Below are 24,164 nucleotides of genomic sequence, written 5' to 3'. Positions count from 1 at the left end.
AGAGTTTCTCATAAAATCGACCACCGACTTGCCAAAACGAAAACTTTGTACCTCATCATTACGATAACTGCTATAAGTTAGATTTGGAAGAATGGGAGTGAAAGCGAATCCCCAAGAAGACGTCGTAGAGGAAACTCCAGAAATTCTTACCTTGCAGTAAACCTAAAGACTGTTCACACTCTTTTGCGTCTAAAAGCGGTTTAGTGGCATAGTATGCCGGTTGGTACTTGTACCAGGGAATCGACGGCCAAAGATGATGCACTAGATGATAATTCTGTCCTAAAATCAGCAGATTTAAGAGAGGACTGGGGTAAACGCGGGCATTTTTCCAACGATTGCGCTCTTGGAAAGGACGATGGGGGAGATAATCGAAAAATAAACCGAGGGCAATTCCCACCACTAAAGCGGGAACAAACCAAAAATTCATCACATAGCTGATAAAACCGTATTGACAGGCGACGATGACTATGGTAGCCACAAAAAGACGACTGAGGAACCATTCCAGCAGTTCGTATTTCCGCCAGAGTTGCCGCTTAAAAAAGAAAATCTCGTGATAAAAAAATCTGGCCGCAATCATCCACAAAGGGCCGCCAGTGGAGACAAAATGATCCGGATCATTTTCGGGATCGTTAACGTGAGCGTGGTGCTGTAAATGGACTCTAGTGAAGACCGGAAAGGCAAAACCGAGCATTAAAGCACTGCCATGACCTAAAATAGCATTAAATAGCCGATTACTATGGGCAGAATTATGAGAGGCATCGTGGATAACTGTCCCCGATAAATGTAAAGCGAGGACATTAGCACTAAAACAAATCCAGTCAGGCCAGGACCAGAGCCAATACCCACAGGTAGATAGGGTTATTAGGCTCAAGGCACTGAAAAACATGGTAACGTTTGGGTTGAAGCCCCCCGGTGCTTTTAAATACTCTTTGGGGACTGTCAGCAACATCTCGGCCGACTGCATTATGGGTGTTGCTCCTTATTGTGTTCGCTTTACTGGCGTAAATTATCATACTACGGCTTTTTCATAAAGTTTTGTAACATTATCTTAATTAATCTAAAGTTATGAAGAAAGTAAGGATTTGTTATATGGTCTTCCCCCCCAGTCCCCGAGGGAAAGCGAGGCTACAAGAGAAAATCACGGGCGCTTAACGCCAGTTTCGCACTTAAACGATTAAAAAATTCGGCTAGAGACTCGGCTTGAGAGGGAGCGATCGCCTGTTTCCCCCCTATCACCGATTCTACTCTATCCCGATCGCCGAAAATATCCACAAGACACTCCCTATCGATATCGAATTCATCCAGTAACGATTCTAACGTAGCGGTAGGATTTGTTCGGGCGATCGGATAATGTTTCCGCTCGTATTCTTCCACTAATAACACCAATAAATCGAATAATAGTCCTTCGTCATTGCTTAACTCCCGTGACATCATCCCTTCAATTATGCTTAAAAATCGCTCGTATTCTTGGGAGTTATTAATCGGTTTCGGTTGATACTGCAAGCGACCTTGAACCTCTACTAAATTTTTCCAGTTAGCCTTACTAGCGAAGTTATACCAATCGGTAAGAGTGTCTTCCGCGTCCGAGTGGCGTTCCCAAAACTCTCCTAATTTGACTTTACTGATCACGCCCATCGATCGCTAGTTTTATTGTTGTTTTTAACTTAGATAAACATCGATCGCTCTGATAATTATAGTGTATGTCAATTTTACCGATCGCCCCTCGCACCCCAGAAAAGCCCATCCCTTCGCCGCTCTCTTGGGAGATCGCCCTAAATCCCGAATCGAGTAATCAATAGCTAGATAAAGCATAATAAATATAAATAGCAACAACCTTGACAAAATCGGGGGGGGGGGTAGAATGCGTGGGAATTTAGCTAAACAATGTATTCTATGCCCCTCAAAAGTTCCCTTTGTTATTCCGTCGCCCTCGCCACGGTAGCCACCGCCACCCTCGCACCGGTTGCCAGCGCCGCAACTTTTAACTTTTCCTACACCTCCAGCGCAGGAACGATCACTGCGACGGTTGACGGAACCCTGCAACCAGATAACAACACGGTATTCGTCAGTTCTATCAGTAATACCACCTTTAACGGCTCTCCCGCCCCCGCTCTTCCGTTGATAGGTTCTTATCTCAATAGCATTCTTGCTGGTGGTGGTGTTGTAACGGGTCAGGCGGTGCTATCCTTAGACGGATCGGGACTGGATTTTATCGCTTGTGCCACCACGGCTTGTCCTAGTTCATTCGGCTTTTTACCCGCTGGCTTTCTATTTCCGGTTGACCTTTTCGTTCCCGCCGGTGGCTACGGTTCTGTTGGCGAACCCTTCGTTATCACCAATTATTCCCTGACCCCGGCTGGCACTCCCACCGTTCCCGAACCAGCGACGGTTCTCGGTTTACTCTCCGTTGCCGGGGTGGGTCTTTTGTGCAAAGGCCGGAAACTGGAAGGGTAATTTTGACCGATTGATCCCCCCTGCCCTCCTTGATAAGGGGCGTGCCGATAGCCCGGGGGATCACCCTTGATAAGGGTAGGGTCGTTTCATGCTCTCAAATGTCATTCTCTCAAATCTTTATCTGATACTAAATCCGTTGAGTAACGCACAGAAAACGGGTTTCTCGGAGAAACCCGTTTTCTAGTCATGCAAAAGGCAAAGGGGAATAAATAATCAGTTTTTAATAACCAGATTTAGTATGACAACGTTTTTAGTCGATTTCTCGGCAATATATATCTGAAAATTTCTAAAAACGTCGTGCTTTGCTTGCCTCATAAGCGATTAAAGGTAGCAAAAAAAAGAATTAGATTCGGAGAATGAATCAGCCCTACCGACATCGGGGGGGCAAGAGGGGGGAGAGAGGAGTAGGATGTCTGCCATGAATAAAGAAAAATGGTATTAGATGCGCCAACAGCTTACTATGGACTAAGAATACTAAGCTTTTGACTAGAATGGATGACTATCGGTGGCCAAATAAATAAAGCAGACCTAACCGACAGTATCGACGGATTAACCATGGCAGAATGGATTATTTACAAAGAATTTCGCTTTGAAGCAGCCCATCATTTACCCCATTACGAAGGTAAATGTCGCCGTCTCCACGGTCATAGTTGGCTAGGACGCGTCTATGTGAAAAGTAATCATTTACAGCCCCAAGGCTCACAACAGGGAATGGTGATGGATTTTGGTGAAATTAAACAATATTTACAGCCATTACTCGATAATTTTCTCGACCATCATTATCTCAATGAAACCACTGGTTTAGAAAATCCCACCAGTGAAGAATTATCGCGCTGGATCTATGAAAAATTGGCAAAAGCTGGTTTACCCAACCTTCATGCCGTCGAAATCTGCGAAACCTGTACCTCTGGATGTACCTATTATCCCTAATCGGCAAGCTATCATTAGCTAGGATGGATTGCAAACCTATCCCACGAAAATTATAAGATTCCCAGTCACAATCCTCTAAGATGAAGGAGGTAGGAGAAACCTAATATGCTATCTACTGCCAAGAAACTTTATGACACAGACTTTAATCTGTGGGTAGAAGAAACTGCTAAATTACTTAAAGAAGGTAAGTGGGAGTACCTCGATTTAGAAAATCTGATTGAGGAAATTGAGGCAATGGGGAGGAGTGATAAAAAGGCTTTGAAAAGTAATTTATAAAAGCTATTGCTTCACCTCCTTAAATGGCAGTATCAACCCTCTAAACGTTCTCATAGTGGGAGCATCTCACCTTTGCAATAAGTAGAAATGCTTAATGAGATCAATAAAAAAGTTAAAAAAGGCAACCATTTAGATAAGCACAGCGATGACGAAGGACTTGCGGTACATTACAAGATTGCCAACTTGCACCAGTAATTTTAAGACGATGAGCAATTTGTTTAATTTTTGATTCGACGGAGCCAGAGCCAATGGAAATCCCCTCTGCCTGCAAATAACCATAATTGACAATTCGATGTTTATGCTTGTTTAAATAAGTAATAAAATTCTCAACTTGCGGCTCTGACCATCCTTCACAACAAGAGATAGCGGCGTCCACGTCCCCCTTCCATAGAAAACATTTTACCTCCTCAATTCGCTGGAATGACCCGCCAACTTTATAGAGGTTTTCGATTAAATGATACCAATCCAATATTTCAATTCTTTCCTGTTTCTCTCCGATCTCACGAAATAAATTCCAGATACCATCATGTCCATCTCCTAAACAAATTAAAGGCTTGGCCAAAACTTGAGAATTAACCAAATCTAATAAAGCTGAGTTATCTTGAAAAAAAGCCGCTACCCCCAGTTGATGAAAACTCACTGCTTTATAATCACGCCAAATTAAGGCTTTTCCCTTGGCAGTTCTTAGTCGTACCTTACCGCCATCTAGGCTCATTTCTTCCACTTCCACTTCTGGGTTAGACGGTAATTCTTCAAAAGCATATCGATGTACGAGGCGTTGTTGGGTACTGTGAGAAACAGCAATCCCTGTCAATGATTTGATTTTCTGCGCCGATTTTTCGTAGGATTCATCGCCACTTAATAGCAAACAGTTCTTCTCTAACATTGGACTCATCTGAGTCCGAGACTTTATTTCTAATTTTTTCGCTTGTTTTTCTGTAATTGGTAATTCCCCCAAAATACTTTTCACTTTTCTCGTCCGACCGGCAGTTTCTTCTGTGCTTGTTTTGACAAAAAAATACCGATTTCTGGGTTAACATAATGAATCATTAAATCTCTGACTGTCTCCTCTATCTCTCCCAAGTTATTAAATTTCTTAATTTGGGATTGCTCATAGAGACATTGCCCTAACTCTTGACATAACTCTTTAATTCTTTTTTCATTTTCTGATAACATTGAATTATTCCTCCCATCGAGAGCTATTCTGAATTGTAAGTTATAACTATTATAATCTCATTTCTCTTTGTGATCAAGTTGAAGATTTTCTAGTTTTTGACTGCTATAAGTATTAATACTCATTGCATAAGTGAGATGCTCCCCAAAGAAATTGGTCAAAGCTGTTTGTAAATGTCTTAAACCTTGTTGTAAGGGTACACAGCTAACTTCGTTTAAAAAGTCTAATTCTTCTTGTTTTTTCCAATCGGTTAGCATTGAAGAAGTTTGAGCGTAGCCTACTCTTTCTTGTCTTTCATACCAAGCTTGTGTTCGTTCGTGGAGAGCTTTGTTGTAAACTAATCTTACACAGCCCAAAGTGCGCCGCAATAGCGACTCTTGTTTTGGTGTGGGGTAAAATCGAAACGAATAGGCTTTTTCCCAGAAGTGTTGAACGTGGAAAAAAGTGGTACAAAATTTGATATTATAGATAAGAAAACAAAGTAAATGTACACCAATAAATGTGAATAAGCCATGCTAACAATTTTCCCAAAACTAATGAAAGAGCTTCTCAAGCCACTCCCCAAAAATGACTATCCCGCATTAAGTACATTTACTTTTGTGTCCTGTTGGATAGGTTTTGCGCTGGATAAAAGTATCGTCAGCATGAGAGACTTAAGCGCACGCCTGAAAATGCAAGGAATTAATGTCAATACGTCAACGTTTTCTAAGGCGAGTAAAATCCGAGAGACAGAACCATTTGAGAAAATCATCAATAAATTAAATAAAAGTTTAGTAAACAAAAAAGGAAAAGAAGCAGCTCAAGCTTTATTTCCAATTGACTCGACAATAATCTCACTGACAAGTAAACTGTTATGGACAAAAGGATGGCATCAAGTAAAATTATTTTGTGGAATAAATAGTATCACCACAGAAGTGGGGGGAATTGTGATCAATTTTGGTCAAGGACATGACTCTAAAGAAGGGGAAAAAACTATAGAAGAAATTCCTGTAAATGGAGTTGGGGTAATGGACAGAGGCTTTTCTTCTAATGAAAGAATCAGAAAATTATTAGAGAAAAAAGACAAGCACTTTGTTTTAAGGGTAAAAAATGATATGAAGCTAGAAATGCTGGAAAATGGTCAGAGCAAGCTAGGAGCAGAAAAAAGAAAAGTAGAGGTAAGAATCGTTGAGTTTTGTGATCTAGAAAGTAAAAGTGAATTTCGGATAGCGACAGACTTACCGTTAGAAGGAGAAGGGGGGGTAAGTAATGAGGAAATTGCCGAAATGTATCGACAAAGATGGCAAATAGAACTTCTTTGGAAGTTCTTAAAAATGCACCTAAAGCTTGACCGCTTAATCACAAAAAACGAGAAAGGAATTCGGATACAAATTTATAGCTGTATCATCGCTTATTTAATTTTGCAGCTAATAGATATTGAAGAAGTATTTGGCAAAAGCTTATTAGATAAATTGCGCTATTTACAGAGTTTTATGTGTCAACATATCAGCTATGTACACTGGTTTAGGAAAATTGTCTATTCAATCTGAAAAATGGCGTTCTGGGGTTGTCATGTTCTTAAATGTAAAGTTTTGTTACGAGATTCAACATTTCTGGCTTTTTCCATGTCCTTTCACACTAGCATATATTTCGTAAACGATGCTCATATTTAACAGTAAAGCCGTCGTAGAACGACGGGGTTTCAGACCCAAATTTTCGATGATCTATATTCTATTTGACTGGAGAACCCCTTATCATGTTTGATCGAGATAGTATCCGTGGTTTTTCTGCCCTAATCACCCTTGTGGGAGTCGCTTCTAGTTTGGGTTTTAGCTTCAACGCACCGGCTTTCTCCCAAGCTACCTCTAACAATTTACCGTTACTCTTAGCCCAAAAAAGCGAAAAGGTGCGAGTAGCGGTTTTAGACTTCGATTATAGCGGTCTCAGTAATCCCCAGTGGTTAACATTTCTCAATGGTGGAGCCAGTGGTGTCAGTGATATTCTCGTCAACAAATTAGTGGAAAGTGGTCGCTATACAGTCATTGAGCGCAGTCGCATTGATGCCGTCCTCAGAGAACAGAATTTGGGTGCTTCGGGACGTGTAGATGCCGCTACCGCCGCTCAAATCGGGCAAATTTTGGGGGTAGATGTGGTGATTATCGGTTCGATTACCCAATTCGATTTACAAAAAAAACAATCCGGTGGCTCGTTTATTATTTTTAGCACCGCCAAGACAGAAACCGATGCTTTTGTCAAGTTAAATGTCCGGGCAATTAATACCACCACGGCCGAAATTATTACCACCGCTCAGGGAGATGGTACTGCCAATCAATCCGATGGTTCAACCGTGGTTTTAGGAGTTGGGGGTGGTTCCCAAACCTCCAACGAAGGGAAATTACTCAGTATTGCCACGGATAAGGCAGTGGCGCAGGTGGTGGATAATCTCAATGATAAAGCCGACCAAATCGCCGCTACACCTCGCTCGCTCCCGACTGTCACCGCTTTAGTGGCTGCCGTGGCGGGAAATCAGGTAATTCTCAATAAAGGTACGGGAGAAGGCTATCGTGTCGGTTTACGCATTTCCATCGAACGGACGACTCAAACGGTCAAGGATCCGCAAACGGGTAAGGTTATCCGTCAGATTACTCAACCGATTGGCACTCTCGAAATTGTCGAAGCTGATGGTCAATCTAGCGTCGGTCGCATCATTACCGGTAATGGTTTTAAAGTCGGTGATTTAGCTAAACCCATTCGTTAATCGGGAATTATGAATTATGAATTATGAATTATGAAGTGGGGAGGTGGGGAAGTGGGAAGATCGGTAAACTTAAAACTCAAGTCTGATCACTGATCACTGATAACTGATCACTGATAAGTGAACACTCACGAAAATTTGAAGTTATGTAAAGCGAACCTGGGGGTCAGGTAAGACAACCGATAGAATTTATGATTGGAATCCCTTGGATATTCCCTAGACCAGAGCGATTAACGAAAACTATCAAAAAATGGTACAAGATCAAAAACCCACGGTGATCATTACTGGGACAACTTCTGGAGTCGGTCTCTACGCCGCTAAATCCCTTGCTCAAAGAGGTTGGTTTGTGGTTATGGCCTGTCGGGATATCCCGAAAATGGAACAGGCGGCCAAGGAATTAAACATTCCCCGGGATAACTACTGTATTGAATTTATCGACCTCGGTTCCCTCGATAGCGTCCGGCGCTTCGTTAAAAATTTCCGGGCCTTGGGCAGACCTCTAACCGCTTTAGTCTGTAATGCCGCTATCTATCTGCCTTTGCTCAAAGAACCTTTAAGAAGTCCCGACGGTTATGAATTGAGCATGGCCACCAATCATTTAGGTCATTTCCTCTTGTCGAATTTGCTCTTGGAAGATCTAAAAAATTCCCCTTCTCCCGACCGCCGTTTAGTCATTCTCGGCACTGTCACCCATAATCCCGATGAATTAGGCGGTAAAATTCCTCCTCGTCCCGATTTGGGCGATTTGGAAGGGTTTGCCAAGGGTTTCAAAGAACCGATTACTATGGCCGACGGCAAAAAATTTGAATCGGTCAAAGCCTACAAAGATAGTAAGGTTTGTAATGTTCTCACCATGCGGGAACTGCACAAACGCTATCACGAATCTACCGGAATTACTTTTACTTCCCTCTATCCGGGTTGTGTGGCCGATACACCCCTTTTCCGCAATCATTACCCCTTTTTCCAGCAGTTTTTCCCCTGGTTCCAGAAAAATATCACCGGTGGCTATGTTTCCCAAGAATTAGCTGGGGAAAGAGTGGCCATGGTGGTGGCTGACCCCGAATACCGTCAATCCGGCGCTTACTGGAGTTGGGGCAACCGTCAGAAAAAAGAGGGTAAATCTTTTGTGCAAAGGGTTTCTCCTCAAGCTCGCGATGATGAAAGAGGCGAAAAAATGTGGGAATACAGTGCTAAATTAGTCGGATTAGCCTAATTTCCGATTTTGAGACTGAAAAGGGACACAAGGTAACTTGTGTCCTTGTGGAAACGGGGAGTGCTGGGACAGGGAGAAACAGTCCATAACTGGGTTTTTAAAGTTTGATTGGCAGTTAATGATATTATTAAAAACGGATTTGGTATTAGGCTCTCTTGGATTTGGTGGGTAAAATGTATTCTAAGATACATTCCTTAAGAGCGAGGGAGTGGAAGGAACCACAGAGACACAGAGGACACAAAGATCGATCCTATGTAAGTTAAACTTATCACACAGAACCTAGAAGAGCCATTGTCCAATTGACGAAACGCTCGGCAACCCCAAAGATAGCCTGATCTCTATGCTGTTGCCAGATTTTGTTTAGCTTTCCCGTTTTTTGACTAGAATGACACCGCAACCGATCACCAGCAATCCTGCGAGGGTTGAGGGTTCGGGTACAGTTTCCACGCTAAAGGCGAGAAATTGAGTAAATTGGAGCTGGGTAAAGTTATTGTCGCTGACGAGAATTATTGATCGCTTGCCGTTCGGTAAATCGGGGCCGAAGGCAATCCCCTCCACGTTATCGATGGGGATATTTAACGAGGTCAGATCGAATAATAGGGTTTTCTGGGCGGCCACGATACCCGAAACCCCATTAATACTGGAAAAGGCACTGATGTCGGTGGCCCCCTCCAGGGAAACCTCGTAGATTTTCACAGTATAGCCCGTATTCCCCGGTGTTCCCGTCGTTATAGAGAAAGAACGTTCTAGGGAGAGAAAGCGTTGGCCACTATTATCAAGTGCCAGTAAATCGACGAGTCCGTTGACATCGACTTGGCTTGGAATAATCGGGGGAAGGGCGATTGGATCGGTATTGTAGAGAAATTGAGCGATCGGCTGTCCATTAGCGAGATTGTACTGCAATATCCGTGAGGGAGAACCGTTCGTTGGCGTCGCGGCCGGCCCATCCTGCACAAGCGCGTTCTCGGAGGCCGTGAACAGGAATCGCTGATCTGGGGTGGTGGTCAGACTTTCTAGAGCCAGATTATTGCGAACCCCGCTTGTGGTGGGAATCGAGTTCGGCGCGGGGATAAACTGGTTTGGAATCGGTAAAGTATCGTTCTGTTGACCGTTGGCCAGCGCGAATCGATTGACAAAGGGATCGAGAATCTGATTGCTAGAGACCTCCCCTTCGGAGGAAATATACAGATTAGAACCCACGAGCGCGATCCCTTCTGGATCGAGACCCAGCGCGGGGAAAGTTTGCCCGTTAGTCTGTAAAAGTGGGGTAACACCGGTAAAGGTAACGCCGCTATTCGTCCCATTAACATTAAATAGCGTCGGATTGATCGTTGCGGTGTAGAAACGCGCTGGGCCGTTCTGAGAGCGATCGTCCGAGATGATGTAAAAGTTATTGCCCGCCGGATCGTAGGTAATGCCCGATAATCCCCCGACCGGAACGGAGACACCGTTCACGGTTCCCGCTGGGCCTGAGGGAATAAACCCCGTGGGAACAATCGATTGACCGAGAAATTGTAAATTTAAAGGCGAAGCTTGAACCGACGAGGTAGCGAGGAAACCGACCGTTATGGTTCCAGCGATCCCGATGAAAAAACGAGAGGGGGATTTCATGATTTCTATCCCAAAAAACATTAGAACTCTTGCAAATTAATTATATGTTACAATCGTGTGTTAACTAATTTTTTTGGGAAAATTATTTATTTAGTACACTTGCACTAAATGAAAGCCTGAAGTTTAACTTTTAACCCAAAAATATTTAGATATGCTTTAATCTCTTCGGGTCTAATTCCCCGCCGCTCGCAGCGTATAATAGAAAAATGAGTCAATACATCCATAAGAGCCATAATGTAAGTGTTTTGCTATATATCGTAAAGCCGTTTTCGACAAACAGGTAGATAGCTTGTTGAAAGAAGTCTGTCTGGAGATGGAAAAACGATAGGAGATCAGGTTTGTAGAAATTGGGCTGTTCTCGACTTTGTGTGATAATTTTTGCTCATGAAATCGTGAAATGTTTACTGCGAAAAACTTTGAGGACTATTTTGTTAAATAAACTATCAGTATACTGAGAGGGGGACAAGCACGGGGTTTATGTCTCTTTGTTATAATTCAAAGGCTAGGCTATAATAACTCTTCATAAACACCGATAATTTTAGTCAAAGATGTAAAAAAGGAAGATCATGATTGTGAGAGCGTGTAATTAGTATAATTAAAGTAAAAATCATTCCAATGTAGCCATGATTAAAAATATTAATGTAACTGGACTTAAACCTGAACAAATTCAGCAGATACAAGCAATTATTGCCGTATTTAAAGCTCAAAATCAACTCAATAAAAGTGAAACTAAAATTGATATGATTGAATACCTGTTGGAAAATCCTATAGAGGTTGATAATTTAGAATTTATGAAACGAGAAGAAATTTATGACAGAACTTAAAAGTCATATTTGTTTTGTTGAGTCTAATATTTAGCTTTATGCTTTTTCCACTGATAAAAAAGAAGAAGGTAAAAGAATATTGGCAAAACAATTAATTAAAGAAAAGTCCATCATTATCAGTACCCAAATAATTAATGAGGTTTCTTGTAATTTACTTAAAAAGCATAAGCTTGATGAAAAACAATTGTTTAAATTAATTGTTTCCTTTTATAGCAAATATCAAGTTATACCATTTCTCTAAATGAAAACTACACATCGAATTTAAATCCCCCTTTTTAAGGGGGATTTAGGGGGATTAAACTTCTGTAGTCAGACTTTGGAGAATTGGTATTATCTCATTTAATCTTGATATTTTTGAATCTGCATCTAATCTGAGAACTCAATACCATCTATCATTTTGGGATAGTTTAGTGATTGCTTGCGCTTTATGTTATGATGCAAATATTTTGTATTCAGAAGATATGCAAGATGGTTTAATTGTTGATAAAAAATTCACTATTATTAATCCCTTTAAGCAATAAAATTTATTAATCCCTTTAAGCAATAAAATTATTTGGCTCTTCTAGGTTCTGTGTGATAAGTTTAATTGACATAGGATCGATCGATCTTTGTGTCCTTTGTGTCTTTGTGGTTCGTTCCACCCCCTCGCTCTTGAGAAATGTATCTTAGAATACATTTTACCCACCAAAGCTGGGAGAGCCAATTATTTTACTGGTTAATGATGCTGTGTTTAGCATTTCTAAAACCAGTCCTAACGGTACAGTCGTCGGCACAATTAACGCCACCGATGCCGATAATAACCCCTGAACCTACAATATCACCGCAGGTAATCCTAACCTCGATGGCGATGGTATCTCCGCCTTTACCATCAATAATAGCGGCCAAATTCCCATGGCTGACTCCGATGACAAGGCTGTAGTCATCTCCCTACTCTAACTGACTTGACAAAAGTTTATCAAAATATAACCTTAGCAACATAAATCGGCTTATCCCTAGGTAAATCCTTGTAGGAGTGCCATTGTACCAGATATTTTCTCTCTGCATGGGTTATTTAATAAGCTCTGCTGATGAATAAAAAAAAAAAATAAACGGGACTTATAATTATTCGCCTCTACAATCTAAGCATTATCCCTAACCAGTGCTAAATTTTCTGACATCCAAGCTTGATTAATGGTTTTGGTGTCTTTAGAGGCAGTTTTCTCCACTATTCGCTTACTTATCAACTTTATCTAACTCGAACTAAGGTTCGGGTGGATTCCCTATTGACTCTGTACCATCTTTTTCACACGAGGTATATCATGGCTATCATCTACGTTAAGTCTGGTGCGACAGGTAATGGTTCCGCTTGGAATAATGCTTATGGCAGTTTAGTAAGTGCGCTAACCGCTGCACAATCTAGTGATGAGATTTGGGTGACTGCGGGGACGTATAAACCCACTACGGGAACTGACAGAACCGCGAGTTTTACCCTAAAAAATAATGTCGGGATTTATGGGGGATTTGCCGGAACAGAAACTGCTGTTGATTCGGTTTTTAGTCGAAATTATGCGAACCGAGGTAGTGGTGGTGCGGTTTTCAATAAATTGATAAAACTGTGTAAGAAAATCAGTAACGTTTTAGGCTTGATTTCTGGAGTTACCCTTGCAACTGCTGGAATGCTTCTTGTTAATTCTAATCCTGCTTCGGCTTCCCAGTTATGGAATTTTACAATTGGAATTGGTAACAGATTTTATGCGGGAACTTTTACAACTAACGATTGTAACAATTTTACAAGTCAATGTCTTGTTACGGGGATTACAGGGATAGATGCGTGGGGAGATAGTATGTTTCAAGTGCCTCCACCTGGCTTGATTCCTGAGATGGGAACTCCAAGCATTAATAAAAATTATTACCTCAAATATTATGATAATTTACTACCGCTAACCTATAACGGAATTGTTTTTACCTCTCTGAATAGTGAAAGATATATTCTTTTTAATTGGAATTTATTTTTTGATTCTACTAATCAAAAGTATTATCTTTGGCAACAAGCAAAATATTTATGTAAAGGTACACCTATAAGTTATAACTGCTCCAAAGGTTTTTCGGGCGATGATCGCTATACTACACCAATAGCTTACTATAATTATTATAATGGTGAAGTACAGTTCCAATTTTCCCCAGCTAACCCTCCCCCACCACCGCAGTCTGTCCCCGAAAGCGATAACGTGGTTGGATTACTTTTGCTTGCAGGAGGATATAGCTTAAAACGGGTGATTTCTCGGTTATTCAAGCGGTAAACTTTGATTTAGGGTTAATTGGGGACGTAAGCGACGGAGTTTGCGTCTCTTTGTTATAATTAAAAAGCAGGCTAGAATTTTAGTAAAACAACGTTAATCTCTAAGGTTTATCAATGACTCAAATATTGCTCGAAATTCCTGATGAATTAATATCTCGTTTACAAGAACAAAAATCCTCGGTTCAAGAGATTGTCATCAAAGCCTTGGAAAATTATATTCAAACTAAATTACCAGATATTACTAAAACTCGCACTTGGGAACTTTGCGGAAGTTTAGAAATTAACCAACCTGAACCTAAATATATTATCGGACAAGATAATCATGGTCAAGTTGTTACTAACTACGCTGAAAACATTGATGAAACTCTCTATTAAGATTTGTGACTAAAGAAATTATTGTCGATACTTCTGCTTTAATTGCTTTTTTTATTAAATCTGAAACTCATCACGAAACCGCTCAAAATTATTGCCTAGAAAATCCTCATAATAGTTGGATTATTCTAGAATCAGTATTTGATGAAACGGTTACTTGGATCCGGAGTAAGGTTTCCAGTAAAGCCTCAATTCAAGTAGGTCAAATACTAAGAGAAGATCATCATTATATTAATCTATCAGATAGTGACGATCTGGCAACATGGGAGGCTTTCTGTAAATACAATGATAAAAAATGGAGTTACACAGATTGTTCTATTTTAGTTATGGCTCATCGCTTGCAAATATTCGAGGTATTCGCTTTTGATGATCATATTCGTCAAATGGCAGGATTAGGAATTACTTGTGTACCATAAACCAATAAAAATACAACCTAGCTAATGTTAACCCCGTTTCCTTATGGGAGCATTCTTGAGACGAGCACTTAACGCTCTTAACCAAGAATCGACTTACCGACGTAGTCTAGCACAAAAAAGTAAACGGGCGGCCATGGATAAGCTGTTAAGCATTTAAATTGCTTGTTGAGACGAGGCAAGAGGCAAGAGGCAAGAGGCAACAGTAAAGGGATTGGGGGAGATTCGGCTAATCTTAAGAATAAGTGCTTTAAATGCGTCTTAGCTTAATAACTATATGATGGCTGTGCTGAAAGCCTTTTGTCAAGCCTAATTGAGATGCTCTTACCCTGGCCGTATTATTCCGATTTTACTGCAAGCTTTTGCCAATCTTGACGGAAAAGATTAGTCAACTTTCCTCAATAATTACTTGATCGATAAAAATTTTTAAGTCAGAAAATTCAAAAATTGCTGGATGATAAAAGCATTAGACAAATCAATAAAAAATGCCCCCACCAAAGGAACAATAATAAATGCTTGGGGAGAAGCCCCAAAATTTTCCGTTACCGCTGTCATATTGGCGATCGCTGTGGGAGTTGCCCCTAGAGTTAAACCCAAATAACCGGCGCAAACTACTGAAGCATGATAGTTTTTTCCCATTACGGGAAAGACCAGTAAAACAGTATAAATAATACTGAGTGAGAACTGCACTAATAACAGGATAGCAATCGGTCCGGCCAAATCGATCAATGTCCATAATTGTAAACTCATCAAGGACATAGATAGGAATAAACCGAGACTAACATCAGAAATTAAGGCTAAAGAGGGCGTATTAGCGGGCCAAGGAAAGCGTTTCAACACCAAAGGTACGGTATTAGTCAGGATAATTCCTGCCAATAAACAGGGGACAAAATCCGGTAATTTTAACCCAAGGGGAGTTACCCAGTAGTTAATCTGATTACCTAAACCGATAGTTAAACCAATCACTAAGATTGAATGGAGCATTGTATTGTAATCGATATTGACATTCCTCTGGCTTTGTTTAATTCCCACCGTTAAATCTTGGTCTTGATTATTGGCTCGCAGTCGATTTCTAGTAATTAACCATTTAGCCACCGGTCCGCCAATAATTCCCCCTAAAACTAGCCCAAAAGTAGCACTAGCTACACCGATTTCTGATGCTTTGGCGATGCCATAATTATCACGAAAAATAGAAGCCCAAGCAATGGCAGTCCCGTGACCCCCACTCAAAGAAACGGAACCAGCAATCAAACCGATGGGTAAATCTAATCCCATCACTTTTGCCACTCCTAACCCAGCTAAATTTTGTAGAATGAGATAAACCACGGCGGTTATTAATAAAATTAGCAAGGGTTTACCCCCTTGCAGCAGGGTTTTTAGTTTTGAGGACAGCCCGATAGTAGTAAAAAAAACGATTAACAGGGCATCCCGAACATTAAGGGTAAATTCGATTTGCCATTTAAAAACAGCAAAAAATAGACCGAAAAATAAGGAAGCTAAGACACCACCAGCAACGGCATCAGGAATGTTATAGTCTTGCAGAAATTTGATATTTTTGGTTAAATACTTACCGAGATAGAGGACTAGAATAGCCATAATAATTGTCTGGCGTTGGCTAAATTGGTAAATTTCCATTTTCTTAATCTTAGTTCTCCAAGATGCTCTACTTAGGTTTAGTCCTAATTTTCATTAACAATAAATCAGCTTCTTAAAAACTGATTATTTATTCTCCGTTTTGCATGAGTGCCTCTTGCATGAGTGCCTCTCCTCATAAGTAGCCTATACTCAACGGATTTAGTATAACAACCTTATCTGTAAGAAAGCCGCAATGAAAAAAGGACACAAAGTAAATTGTGTCCTTCCCGAAGCTAGGAACTTAATTTTTATTTAGCGTCGGAGAATTCGGCATCGATGACATCATCGCCACCACCGGCACCACCAGAGGGGCCATTGCCATCATTGCCACCGGGGGGATTGCTGGGGGCTCCTTGCTGATACATACTGCTACCGATCGCATAGAGGGCTTGTTGTAATTCCGGTAGGATGGTTTTGATCTTACCATCATCGTCTTGAGCGATCGCTTCTTTCAGGTCTTTAATCAACCCTTGGGCTTTATTTTTCTCAGATGGAGGAACCTTATCGCCTAACTCTTCCAACTGCTTCTCAGCTTGATAAACCAAGGAATCAGCTTGATTTTTGCGTTCAATGCGTTCACGACGTTCCTTATCGACCGAGGCGTTCGATTCTGCCTCATTAACCATGCGTTCCACTTCATTTTGGGGCAGGGTAGAAGCGCCGGTGATGCTGATCGATTGTTCTTTTCCTGTACCTTTATCCTTAGCGGTGACATTGAGAATACCGTTAGCATCGATGTCGAAAACCACTTCGATTTGAGGCACACCACGAGGAGCGGGAGGGATGCCATCGAGTCGGAAAGTTCCCAAACTCTTGTTATCTTTGGCCATTTCCCGTTCCCCTTGCAGGACGTGGATTTCCACGTTAGTTTGTCCATCCACTGCTGTGGAGAAAACTTCCGATTTTTTGGTGGGAATAGTGGTGTTGCGGGTAATAATCCGCGTCATCACACCGCCAAGGGTTTCCACACCCAAAGACAGGGGCGAAACATCAAGCAGAAGAATATCTTTGACTTCACCGGCGAGAACACCACCTTGAATGGCAGCACCGACGGCTACCACTTCATCGGGGTTAACGCTTTGGTTGGGATCTTTGCCCAGGACTTTTTTAACTAATTCTTGAACGGCAGGAATCCGGGTTGAACCACCGACGAGAACCACTTCATCGAGGGCAGATTTATCGATTTTGGCATCACGGATGGCATTTTCGACGGGAATCCGACAGCGATCAATTAAATCGGCGCAAATTTCCTCAAATTTAGCTCTGGTTAACGTGGTATCTAGGTGTTTTGGCCCTTCGGCGGTAGCGGTGATGAAGGGCAGGTTAATTTCTGCTTGGGTAACGCTAGAAAGCTCAATTTTGGCTTTTTCTGCCGCTTCCGTGAGACGTTGCAGGGCCTGTTTATCTTGACGGAGATCTATTCCTTCAACTTTTTTGAATTCTCCGGCTAAGTAATCAACGATTTTTTTATCGAAGTCATCACCACCGAGATGAGTATCTCCAGAGGTAGCAAGAACTTCAAAGACACCATCACCCACTTCTAGAACCGATACGTCAAAGGTTCCCCCACCCAAGTCAAAAACGAGAATGGTTTCGTTAGCTTTTTTGTCTAATCCGTAGGCAAGAGAGGCGGCAGTGGGTTCGTTGATAATGCGGAGAACTTCAACCCCAGCAATTCTCCCGGCATCTTTGGTGGCTTGACGTTGGGAGTCATTAAAATAAGCGGGTACAGTGATGACTGCTTGGGTAACGGTTTCGCCTAGGTATTTACTAGCATCTTCCACCAGTTTCCGCAGTACCTGGGCGGAAATTTCTTCGGGGGCAAATTGTTTGCCCTGGGCGGGACTGTCTAATTTAACGTTGCCGTTGCCGTCTTGGAGAGTTTTGTAGGATACTTCTGTGGCTTCGTTGGTAACTTCGTTGAATTTCCGGCCGATAAAGCGTTTGACGGAATAAAAGGTATTTTGCGGGTTCATTACCGCTTGACGTTTGGCGATTTGTCCTACTAGGCGATCGCCACTTTTGGCGTAGGCGACGACTGAGGGCGTGGTTCTAAACCCTTCAGCGTTGGCGATAACGGTGGGTTTACCCCCTTCCATAACCGCAACGCAGGAGTTAGTCGTCCCTAAGTCAATTCCAACTACTTTTCCCATAATCTTTGTGCTGCTCCGATACAACTATAGTGACTTCTAGAATCGGAACTGTACTCGGTTTTTAGGCGATACCCACCCCTATCAGTTCCTTCGTTATCTCTATAGTGCAAAATAACCCCGCTTTCTCGATAGTGTAGGTATCCGAACCTTTTTGGTAGTATTGCAGTAGTCGGTAAACCTCCGGTGAAAGTCAACAATTCTCCTGGGAGGCAGTCTGAGGGAGTAATTTAGATAGTCAACAGCTTATCCTCTGGTGCTAAAATACGATCGCCGATAACAATTTATCTAAATTTATCGCAGAATCTCCATTGCCTTATTGCCTTGGTTGTACCCGCTTTTTATCTGATTATTTCATAAAAAATATGACTTACGAAACTCTGCAACTTTCCACACCGACACCGATTTTATCTTGGGCAGGCCATGAATTGGGACCCCAAGAGACCCAAATGGCCAAAAATGTCGCTTCCCTCCCTTTTGTTTATAAACACATTTCTTTAATGCCCGATGTTCACTTGGGTAAAGGTGCTTTAGTCGGTTCGGTGATTGCCACCAAAGATGCCGTAATTCCCGCCGCCGTCGGAGTGGATATCGGTTGCGGCATGGCTGCCCTAAAAATGCCTTTTACTGGTGAACAATTGCAGGGAAAACTTAAAAAAATTCGCCTCGATGTGGAGGCGAATATTCCCGTCGGTTTTGCGGAAAATAAAGAAGTGGATCGGGAAGTAACTAAATGGCCAAAATGGGCGGAATTTAAACAGATTCATCGAGGCGTACAAAACCTAGAGAAAAAAGCCCTTAAACAAATGGGTTCTCTGGGGGGTGGCAATCACTTTATCGAAATTTGTTTAGATACAGACAATCAAGTTTGGTTAATGCTCCATTCCGGTTCTAGAGGTATTGGTAATCAACTGGCCCAATGTCATATTGATACGGCCAAAGAGTTAGCCAAACTAGCAGAAGGTAAATTACCCGACCTCGATCTGGCCTACTTTGTCGCCGGTACAGAAGAATTTGCCGCCTACTGGCATGACCTACAATGGGCCCAGGAATATGCCCGTTATAATCGGGAAATTATGATGGCTAGATTCAAACGCATTGTTGAAAAACATCTAGCGGGAGGCAAACCAACTAAACCCCTCTTAGTAGTTAATTGTCATCACAATTATGCTGAAAAAGAAATTCATTTTGGCGAGGAGGTTTATGTCACCCGCAAAGGAGCAGTCCGCGCTAGAGAAACCGATTATGGTATTATCCCCGGTTCCATGGGAGCGCAATCTTATATTGTTAAAGGCAAGGGAGAACATAATAGCTTCTGTTCCTGTTCCCACGGGGCCGGGCGCTTGATGTCGAGAAATCTGGCTAAAAAAATCTTTACTCTTGATGATTTAATCGCCCAAACCGAAGGGGTTGAATGCCGCAAGGATGAGGGCGTTATTGATGAGATTCCGGGAGCTTATAAACCGATCCAACAGGTGATGAATCAACAGGCTGATCTAGTGGAAATTGTCGCCACTCTCAAGCAGGTGATGTGTGTCAAAGGTTAAAAATCATGGCAAGAGCGATCGATTTTTGTCGTTTTTTCCCTAGCATGAAAAAGATAGGAATCGATCGAGGATTGTAAGCGATGAGTCTGACTATTGCTGCCGAATTAGCGCCAATTCCCGCCCATCATCTCAATATCATGGGCTATGTGGATGAATCCGCCGTTAACGGTCCCGGTTGTCGGGCCGTGGTCTGGGTACAGGGTTGTTCTCGCGAGTGCCGGGGTTGTTTTAATCCAGCTTCCTGGTCCTTTGAGATCAATCAATTAATTACCGTTGAGTCTCTAGCTGCCAAAATTTTGGCTAATCCCCGCAATAGTGGCCTAACTTTCTCCGGAGGTGAACCTTTTTGGCAAGCAAAAGCCTTGACAGAATTAGCTAAATATGTTAAGGAAAAAGGCTTAAATGTGATGTCCTTCACGGGATTTACGATCGAACAATTGCGCTCAACCCAAGCACCGCCCCACTCCCAAGAATTATTAGCCCAGTTAGATATTTTGGTGGATGGGGCCTATGTGGAATCCCTGGCTATTCATTCCCCCGATTCTCCCGTTTCTTCTAGCAATCAACGGATTCACGTCCTCAATCCCGCTCTGGAAGATCAGATTAATTGGGCATCGGATCAAGTGGAAATTCATATTCTCAAAGACGGAACCCGAATTTTTACAGGATTTTGGGGACAGATTATTTCTTGATCAGGCCTAGAATCAGTAATCAGTAAACAGTGATCAGTAATCAAGATTGTCCAACTACTTACTCTCACTTCATACCGCTCACTGAAAACTCAAATCTGATCAGTGATCACTGCCTAGGAATTTAGGATCACAGATCCAGTAACATCAATTCCTCGACTAAATCAAAATTAGCTGTCACCGATTGCACATCATCTAGGGATTCTAGGGTGTCGATTAACTTCAATAAAAAACGGGCCTGGTCTCGATCGCTTACTTCTAGGGTATTAGTGGGAATCCAGCGTAATTCTGCTTCTTTGACCTTAAATCCCGCTGCTTGCAGAACCTTATTCAATCTCTCCAGGTTAGACACCTCAGTAAACACTTCTGCCCCTTCACCTTCCTCCTCACTGTCAAAAAACTCGTAGGATTGGGCCTGGCCCTCTAGGGAAGCTTCTAAAAGCTGATCCTCATCAATAGTTCCCTCAAGGCGAATTACCCCCTTATGGTCAAACATCCAGCCCACACAGCCCGTTTCACCTAAATTACCGCCATTTTTGCTAAAAGCCGCCCGCAGATCCGCCGCCGTGCGATTGCGATTATCGGTCAGTGCTTCGATCAGGATCGCCACACCCCCGGGACCATAACCCTCGTAGCGAATTTCCTCAAAAGCTGAGTTATTTTCCCAAGTTCCTGCCCCTTTAGCGATCGCTCTTTCGATATTGTCATTAGGAATACCGGCCGCCTTGGCTTTTTCGATCGCCGTGCGTAGCTGAAAATTGCCCGCCGGATCGGGAACACCGTTACGCGTAGCCACGATAATGGCCCGGGATAACTGGGTGAAAGTTTGCCCTTTTTTGGCATCAACCCGGGCTTTTTGTCGTTTAATATTTGCCCATTTACTATGACCAGCCATATCTATCTAAGATATCCAACATCAAAAATCTAGCAGATCGATCGCCCTTGGTAAATCTGGGGATAATTGTCAACGAGTGCAGGGTAATGATCATAAATCCTGTGTAGAAGCTATAGGGGAGTGGGAATTATGAATTATGAATTATGAATTAGGTAGAGGGAAGACCACTTCGTGCGGGTTGCGGGGGGAGGTGGGGAGAGCGGAGCGGGGAGAAACAATTCATAACTTGGGAGTTAATCACACTATTAAAAACGGATTTGGTATAAATCCTGTTTAGAAACTATAGGGGGGCGGCTAGTTCGAGCATTTGTACTAAAATTCCCGATATGCGGTTTAAATCCAGTACAGCTTATTATAGAAAAGGTTGATTGATCAGGTGGCAATATGGCGCAATTTTCTCGCAGAACTCTACTAACCTTGTTTGCTAGTATATTAGTATTATTATTCTACTTGGCTCCGGCCCAGGCGCTAAGTTATAATAACCGTAATTTGACCGATAATGACTTTGCGGGGCAGGATTTGCGCGATTCCACCTTCGATCACTCTAATCTGCGCGGTAGTAACTTCAGTCATGCCAATCTAGAAGGAGTGCGCTTTTTTTCGGCCAACTTGGAGGGGGCCGACTTTAGCGATGCCAATATGAGAAATGTGGATTTAGAATCGGCCCGTTTAACCAGAGCCAACTTTACCAATGCCGTTCTCGAAGGAGCTTTCGCCACTAACATTTTGATCAAAGGTGCAATCATCGACGGGGCCGATTTTACCGATGCAATTATTCGCTCCGATGTGGAAAAATATCTTTGTGAGAGAGCCACGGGAACTAACCCAGTAACTGGCAGAAATACCCGCGATACCCTATTTTGTCCCTAATCCTGCTGTCATGACCGATCGAATCTAGAGCCAGATCGGCCATAATTGCTGTAAGCTAGTATTCGATTTTTTAACAAAACCTTTAGAATAGACTTTCAAGCCAGTTCGATCGATCAGTCCCCTCTTGGAAAAAGGAAATTGTAACCATCGTGTCCACCAGTACCCTCGGCAATCAAGACAAAGAGCAGAAACCTAGTAGTGACTCGGATAGCTTTTTACAAGGAGTCTCCAGAGTCGCAGGGGGAACTGTTCTCGGCCTGTTGATGGTATCCACGGCCGTGGTGACGGGGGCTGTGGTAGGATTAGCGATTAGTTACCGCAATCTACCGGATGTGAGGATTTTACGCGGTTACGTTCCCACAGAAACCAGTTATATCTACGATGTTAAAGGCAGACTCCTGACCAGCTTACACGGAGAAGCGAATCGGGAAGTGGTGGAACTCGATCAAATTTCTCCCAATCTGAAACGCGCAGTGATGGCGATCGAAGATAGCCATTTTTATCACCATCGTGGTATTAATCCTAATAGTATCGGCCGGGCAGTAGTGGCTAACTGGAAAAGTGGCGGTGTGGTGGAAGGTGCATCTACCATCACCATGCAGTTAGTCAAAAATATCTTTCTTTCCCATCAGCGCACCGTTAGCCGTAAATTAGCCGAGGCAGTCCTGGCAGTACGAGTGGAACAGGTTTTTAGCAAAAATGACATTCTGGAAATGTACCTCAATAATATCTATTGGGGTCATAATAATTACGGAGTGCAAACCGCTGCTAAAAGTTATTTTAATAAACCCGCCTCCGAGTTAAATTTAGCAGAATCGGCGATGATGGCTGGATTAATCCAAGCGCCAGAAGTTTATAGTCCTTTTAATAATTATCAAACCGCCAAGGAAAGACAGGCACTGGTTCTCAGTCGGATGCGTACCTTGGGTTGGATTACCCCCGCACAGGAAGAGGCCGCTTTAAAGGAACCGCTGAAACTGGGTAAACCCACCGCTTGGCAAGAAAGTAAATTACCCTACGTTACCGATGCAGTGGTGGCAGAATTGCGGCAAAAATTTGGCAAGGAAACCCTAACTAAAGGGGGAATGCGGATTCAAACCACGATCGATCTCGACTTTCAAAACATGGCCGAGTCCACCATTCAAAAGGCCTATAATAGCTTGCGTGGTCGCGGTATTCGCACCAAAGACCTACAAATTGCTCTAGTCGCAGTGGATCCCCGCACCCATTTCGTCAAGGCGCTCGTCGGTGGTGTTGATTACAATAAAAGTCAATTAAACCGGGCCATCCAATCCCGTCGTCAACCGGGGTCAGCTTTTAAACCTTTCGTCTATTATACTGCCTTCGCTAGTGGTCGTTTTACCCCCGAAACGGTGATTAATGATGCTCCTGTCCGTTTTCGCGAGGCCGGCGGCTTCTATAGCCCAAAAAACTACGGTGGCGGCTTTTCTGGTCCGGTTTCCCTGCGTAGCGCTCTGATGCAGTCTCTGAATATTCCCGCAGTTGTTCTCGGTCGTCGCGTCGGGATAAATAAAGTCATTGAAGTCTGTCGTCTGCTGGGTTTCGAGAGTCCTTTAATTGCCGTCACTTCTTTACCTTTGGGATCCGTGGATGTGACTCCTCTGGAAATGGCGGGAGCTTACGCTACTTTTGCCAGTAATGGCTGGCATTCCGAGCCTACCTTTATCATGCGTGTTACTGATAGCCGTGGTAACGTCATGCTCGATAATACACCCAAACCGAAGCTAGTTTTAGACCCCTGGGCTACCGCTTCCCTTAACTCTGTCTTACAGGGAGTTATTCAAGGGGGAACAGCAACCTCGGCCCAAATCGGTCGTCCGGCAGCGGGAAAAACCGGTACTACCGATAACGAGAAAAATGTCTGGTTTGTCGGTTATGTTCCCCAATTAGCCACGGCAGTGTGGATTGGAGATGACCAAAACCGCACTTTAGGTAAAGGTATCACCGGTGGTGGTTTTGCCGCTCCCATTTGGCGTGATTTCATGGCACAAGCTCTGAAAAATGAACGGGTAGAATATTTTCCTTCTCCTTCCAAATTCCGCAAACCAACAGTTAAGTAGATGGTTAATCTAACGGGC

Annotated in this window: 21 protein-coding genes and 4 pseudogenes; 16 read left to right on the top strand and 9 right to left on the bottom strand. The window is 42.8% G+C overall.

Translation table 11 applies throughout. The annotated features are described in order from the left end of the window. Nucleotides 1-70: 70 nt before the first annotated feature. Nucleotides 71-964 carry a beta-carotene hydroxylase gene (gene crtR / locus B5D77_RS09710; RefSeq protein ID WP_008202538.1) on the bottom strand — a complete coding sequence of 298 codons (894 nt, stop codon included), beginning with the start codon at nucleotides 962-964 and terminating at the stop codon, nucleotides 71-73. Nucleotides 965-1,125: 161 nt separating this feature from the next. Then, nucleotides 1,126-1,635, bottom strand: a complete 510-nt coding sequence (locus tag B5D77_RS09705; protein WP_172969292.1) for a transcriptional regulator — start codon at nucleotides 1,633-1,635, stop codon at nucleotides 1,126-1,128. A gap of 258 nt (nucleotides 1,636-1,893) precedes the next feature. Here B5D77_RS09705 and B5D77_RS09695 point away from each other — a divergent pair, with 258 nt between their 5' ends. From B5D77_RS09695 to B5D77_RS09685, 3 genes and pseudogenes are all read left to right on the top strand, one after another. Continuing rightward, nucleotides 1,894-2,454 carry a PEP-CTERM sorting domain-containing protein gene (locus B5D77_RS09695; protein WP_008202545.1) on the top strand — a complete coding sequence of 187 codons (561 nt, stop codon included), beginning with the start codon at nucleotides 1,894-1,896 and terminating at the stop codon, nucleotides 2,452-2,454. A gap of 555 nt (nucleotides 2,455-3,009) precedes the next feature. Further along, nucleotides 3,010-3,384, top strand: a complete 375-nt coding sequence (gene queD, locus B5D77_RS09690) for a 6-carboxytetrahydropterin synthase QueD (protein ID WP_039900104.1) — start codon at nucleotides 3,010-3,012, stop codon at nucleotides 3,382-3,384. 105 nt (nucleotides 3,385-3,489) lie between these two features. Continuing rightward, nucleotides 3,490-3,657, top strand: a pseudogene (locus B5D77_RS09685) (DUF29 domain-containing protein); the annotation flags it as partial. Between the two features lie 115 nt (nucleotides 3,658-3,772). On the opposite strand, the gene B5D77_RS09680 reads toward B5D77_RS09685, so the two are convergent. Beyond that, nucleotides 3,773-4,836 (bottom strand): ISKra4 family transposase gene (locus tag B5D77_RS09680; RefSeq protein ID WP_106908108.1). Its coding sequence is split into 2 segments (ribosomal slippage): nucleotides 3,773-4,680 and nucleotides 4,680-4,836, totalling 1,065 coding nucleotides; the frame shifts between segments, so codons are not numbered across the junction. Between the two features lie 126 nt (nucleotides 4,837-4,962). Beyond that, nucleotides 4,963-5,295, bottom strand: a pseudogene (locus B5D77_RS09675) (helix-turn-helix domain-containing protein); the annotation flags it as partial. Nucleotides 5,296-5,346: 51 nt separating this feature from the next. Here B5D77_RS09675 and B5D77_RS09670 point away from each other — a divergent pair. The 3 genes from B5D77_RS09670 (at nucleotide 5,347) to B5D77_RS09660 (ending at nucleotide 8,781) form a co-directional block, all read left to right on the top strand. Further along, nucleotides 5,347-6,363 carry an IS4 family transposase gene (locus B5D77_RS09670; RefSeq protein ID WP_106908743.1) on the top strand — a complete coding sequence of 339 codons (1,017 nt, stop codon included), beginning with the start codon at nucleotides 5,347-5,349 and terminating at the stop codon, nucleotides 6,361-6,363. Nucleotides 6,364-6,569: 206 nt separating this feature from the next. Next, nucleotides 6,570-7,571, top strand: coding sequence for a CsgG/HfaB family protein (locus B5D77_RS09665; protein WP_008202558.1), 1,002 nt, complete (start codon nucleotides 6,570-6,572; stop codon nucleotides 7,569-7,571). Between the two features lie 247 nt (nucleotides 7,572-7,818). Then, nucleotides 7,819-8,781, top strand: a complete 963-nt coding sequence (locus tag B5D77_RS09660; protein ID WP_106908742.1) for a protochlorophyllide reductase — start codon at nucleotides 7,819-7,821, stop codon at nucleotides 8,779-8,781. 360 nt (nucleotides 8,782-9,141) lie between these two features. Here the strand turns inward: B5D77_RS09660 and B5D77_RS09655 are convergent, their stop codons facing one another. Continuing rightward, entirely contained in the window at nucleotides 9,142-10,413 is a 1,272-nt protein-coding gene (locus B5D77_RS09655) for an esterase-like activity of phytase family protein (protein ID WP_106908741.1), read from the bottom strand. Between the two features lie 185 nt (nucleotides 10,414-10,598). Between B5D77_RS09655 and B5D77_RS27165 the strand changes: the two are divergent. The 3 genes and pseudogenes from B5D77_RS27165 to B5D77_RS27160 form a co-directional block, all read left to right on the top strand. After that, nucleotides 10,599-10,717: pseudogene (locus tag B5D77_RS27165) on the top strand (IS200/IS605 family transposase); the annotation flags it as partial. 298 nt (nucleotides 10,718-11,015) lie between these two features. Beyond that, a complete protein-coding gene (locus B5D77_RS09645) occupies nucleotides 11,016-11,216 on the top strand; it encodes a hypothetical protein (RefSeq protein WP_106908740.1) in 201 nt (66 codons plus the stop codon). 332 nt (nucleotides 11,217-11,548) lie between these two features. Beyond that, a pseudogene (locus B5D77_RS27160) lies at nucleotides 11,549-11,737 on the top strand (PIN domain nuclease); the annotation flags it as partial. Nucleotides 11,738-11,924: 187 nt separating this feature from the next. Here B5D77_RS27160 and B5D77_RS25825 read toward each other — a convergent pair. Next, nucleotides 11,925-12,101, bottom strand: a complete 177-nt coding sequence (locus B5D77_RS25825) for a hypothetical protein (RefSeq protein ID WP_157221751.1) — start codon at nucleotides 12,099-12,101, stop codon at nucleotides 11,925-11,927. Between the two features lie 413 nt (nucleotides 12,102-12,514). Between B5D77_RS25825 and B5D77_RS27155 the strand changes: the two genes are divergently transcribed. From B5D77_RS27155 to B5D77_RS09620, 3 genes are all read left to right on the top strand, one after another. After that, nucleotides 12,515-13,495, top strand: coding sequence for a hypothetical protein (locus tag B5D77_RS27155; protein ID WP_008202573.1), 981 nt, complete (start codon nucleotides 12,515-12,517; stop codon nucleotides 13,493-13,495). Between the two features lie 113 nt (nucleotides 13,496-13,608). Beyond that, complete coding sequence (locus B5D77_RS09625; RefSeq protein WP_008202575.1) at nucleotides 13,609-13,869, top strand: hypothetical protein; 261 nt, start codon at nucleotides 13,609-13,611, stop codon at nucleotides 13,867-13,869. A gap of 5 nt (nucleotides 13,870-13,874) precedes the next feature. Further along, nucleotides 13,875-14,282, top strand: a complete 408-nt coding sequence (locus tag B5D77_RS09620; protein ID WP_008202577.1) for a type II toxin-antitoxin system VapC family toxin — start codon at nucleotides 13,875-13,877, stop codon at nucleotides 14,280-14,282. Between the two features lie 423 nt (nucleotides 14,283-14,705). Here B5D77_RS09620 and gltS read toward each other — a convergent pair whose 3' ends face one another. Then, on the bottom strand, nucleotides 14,706-15,914 hold the full coding sequence (gltS, locus tag B5D77_RS09615) for a sodium/glutamate symporter (protein ID WP_008202579.1): 1,209 nt from the start codon (nucleotides 15,912-15,914) through the stop codon (nucleotides 14,706-14,708). Nucleotides 15,915-16,162: 248 nt separating this feature from the next. Further along, the gene (gene dnaK / locus B5D77_RS09610) at nucleotides 16,163-18,067 is read right to left on the bottom strand and encodes a molecular chaperone DnaK (RefSeq protein ID WP_008202581.1); all 1,905 of its coding nucleotides are present in this window, start codon (nucleotides 18,065-18,067) and stop codon (nucleotides 16,163-16,165) included. Nucleotides 18,068-18,429: 362 nt separating this feature from the next. On the opposite strand from dnaK, the gene B5D77_RS09605 reads away from it, so the two are divergent. Both B5D77_RS09605 and B5D77_RS09600 read left to right on the top strand, forming a co-directional pair. Beyond that, the gene (locus B5D77_RS09605) at nucleotides 18,430-19,611 is read left to right on the top strand and encodes an RtcB family protein (RefSeq protein WP_008202583.1); all 1,182 of its coding nucleotides are present in this window, start codon (nucleotides 18,430-18,432) and stop codon (nucleotides 19,609-19,611) included. A gap of 80 nt (nucleotides 19,612-19,691) precedes the next feature. Beyond that, entirely contained in the window at nucleotides 19,692-20,303 is a 612-nt protein-coding gene (locus B5D77_RS09600; protein WP_008202585.1) for a 4Fe-4S single cluster domain-containing protein, read from the top strand. 127 nt (nucleotides 20,304-20,430) lie between these two features. Here the strand turns inward: B5D77_RS09600 and B5D77_RS09595 are convergent, their stop codons facing one another. Continuing rightward, entirely contained in the window at nucleotides 20,431-21,195 is a 765-nt protein-coding gene (locus B5D77_RS09595; RefSeq protein ID WP_106908739.1) for a YebC/PmpR family DNA-binding transcriptional regulator, read from the bottom strand. Between the two features lie 384 nt (nucleotides 21,196-21,579). Between B5D77_RS09595 and B5D77_RS09590 the strand changes: the two genes are divergently transcribed. Together B5D77_RS09590 and B5D77_RS09585 are read left to right on the top strand one after the other, a co-directional pair. Then, complete coding sequence (locus B5D77_RS09590) at nucleotides 21,580-22,065, top strand: pentapeptide repeat-containing protein (RefSeq protein WP_106908738.1); 486 nt, start codon at nucleotides 21,580-21,582, stop codon at nucleotides 22,063-22,065. Nucleotides 22,066-22,214: 149 nt separating this feature from the next. Further along, nucleotides 22,215-24,146, top strand: coding sequence for a transglycosylase domain-containing protein (locus tag B5D77_RS09585; protein WP_106908737.1), 1,932 nt, complete (start codon nucleotides 22,215-22,217; stop codon nucleotides 24,144-24,146). The last annotated feature ends 18 nt before the right edge of the window (nucleotides 24,147-24,164 follow it).

The organism is Microcystis sp. MC19, from assembly GCF_003019735.1.
Taxonomy (GTDB): Bacteria; Cyanobacteriota; Cyanobacteriia; order Cyanobacteriales; family Microcystaceae; genus Microcystis.
This window is presented reverse-complemented; position numbering and strand designations above follow the sequence as displayed.

Bases quoted from the DNA above. Each gene is read 5' to 3' on its own strand.
- crtR (WP_008202538.1), bottom strand. From the start codon at position 964: ATGCAGTCGGCCGAGATGTTGCTGACAGTCCCCAAAGAGTATTTAAAA.
- B5D77_RS09625 (WP_008202575.1), top strand. From the start codon at position 13,609: ATGACTCAAATATTGCTCGAAATTCCTGATGAATTAATATCTCGTTTA.
- B5D77_RS09590 (WP_106908738.1), top strand. From the start codon at position 21,580: ATGGCGCAATTTTCTCGCAGAACTCTACTAACCTTGTTTGCTAGTATA.
- B5D77_RS09695 (WP_008202545.1), top strand. From the start codon at position 1,894: ATGCCCCTCAAAAGTTCCCTTTGTTATTCCGTCGCCCTCGCCACGGTA.
- B5D77_RS09655 (WP_106908741.1), bottom strand. From the start codon at position 10,413: ATGTTTTTTGGGATAGAAATCATGAAATCCCCCTCTCGTTTTTTCATC.
- B5D77_RS09670 (WP_106908743.1), top strand. From the start codon at position 5,347: ATGCTAACAATTTTCCCAAAACTAATGAAAGAGCTTCTCAAGCCACTC.
- queD (WP_039900104.1), top strand. From the start codon at position 3,010: ATGGCAGAATGGATTATTTACAAAGAATTTCGCTTTGAAGCAGCCCAT.
- B5D77_RS09645 (WP_106908740.1), top strand. From the start codon at position 11,016: ATGATTAAAAATATTAATGTAACTGGACTTAAACCTGAACAAATTCAG.
- B5D77_RS09705 (WP_172969292.1), bottom strand. From the start codon at position 1,635: ATGGGCGTGATCAGTAAAGTCAAATTAGGAGAGTTTTGGGAACGCCAC.
- gltS (WP_008202579.1), bottom strand. From the start codon at position 15,914: ATGGAAATTTACCAATTTAGCCAACGCCAGACAATTATTATGGCTATT.
- B5D77_RS09605 (WP_008202583.1), top strand. From the start codon at position 18,430: ATGACTTACGAAACTCTGCAACTTTCCACACCGACACCGATTTTATCT.
- B5D77_RS09600 (WP_008202585.1), top strand. From the start codon at position 19,692: ATGAGTCTGACTATTGCTGCCGAATTAGCGCCAATTCCCGCCCATCAT.
- B5D77_RS09665 (WP_008202558.1), top strand. From the start codon at position 6,570: ATGTTTGATCGAGATAGTATCCGTGGTTTTTCTGCCCTAATCACCCTT.
- dnaK (WP_008202581.1), bottom strand. From the start codon at position 18,067: ATGGGAAAAGTAGTTGGAATTGACTTAGGGACGACTAACTCCTGCGTT.
- B5D77_RS09660 (WP_106908742.1), top strand. From the start codon at position 7,819: ATGGTACAAGATCAAAAACCCACGGTGATCATTACTGGGACAACTTCT.
- B5D77_RS09595 (WP_106908739.1), bottom strand. From the start codon at position 21,195: ATGGCTGGTCATAGTAAATGGGCAAATATTAAACGACAAAAAGCCCGG.
- B5D77_RS27155 (WP_008202573.1), top strand. From the start codon at position 12,515: ATGGCTATCATCTACGTTAAGTCTGGTGCGACAGGTAATGGTTCCGCT.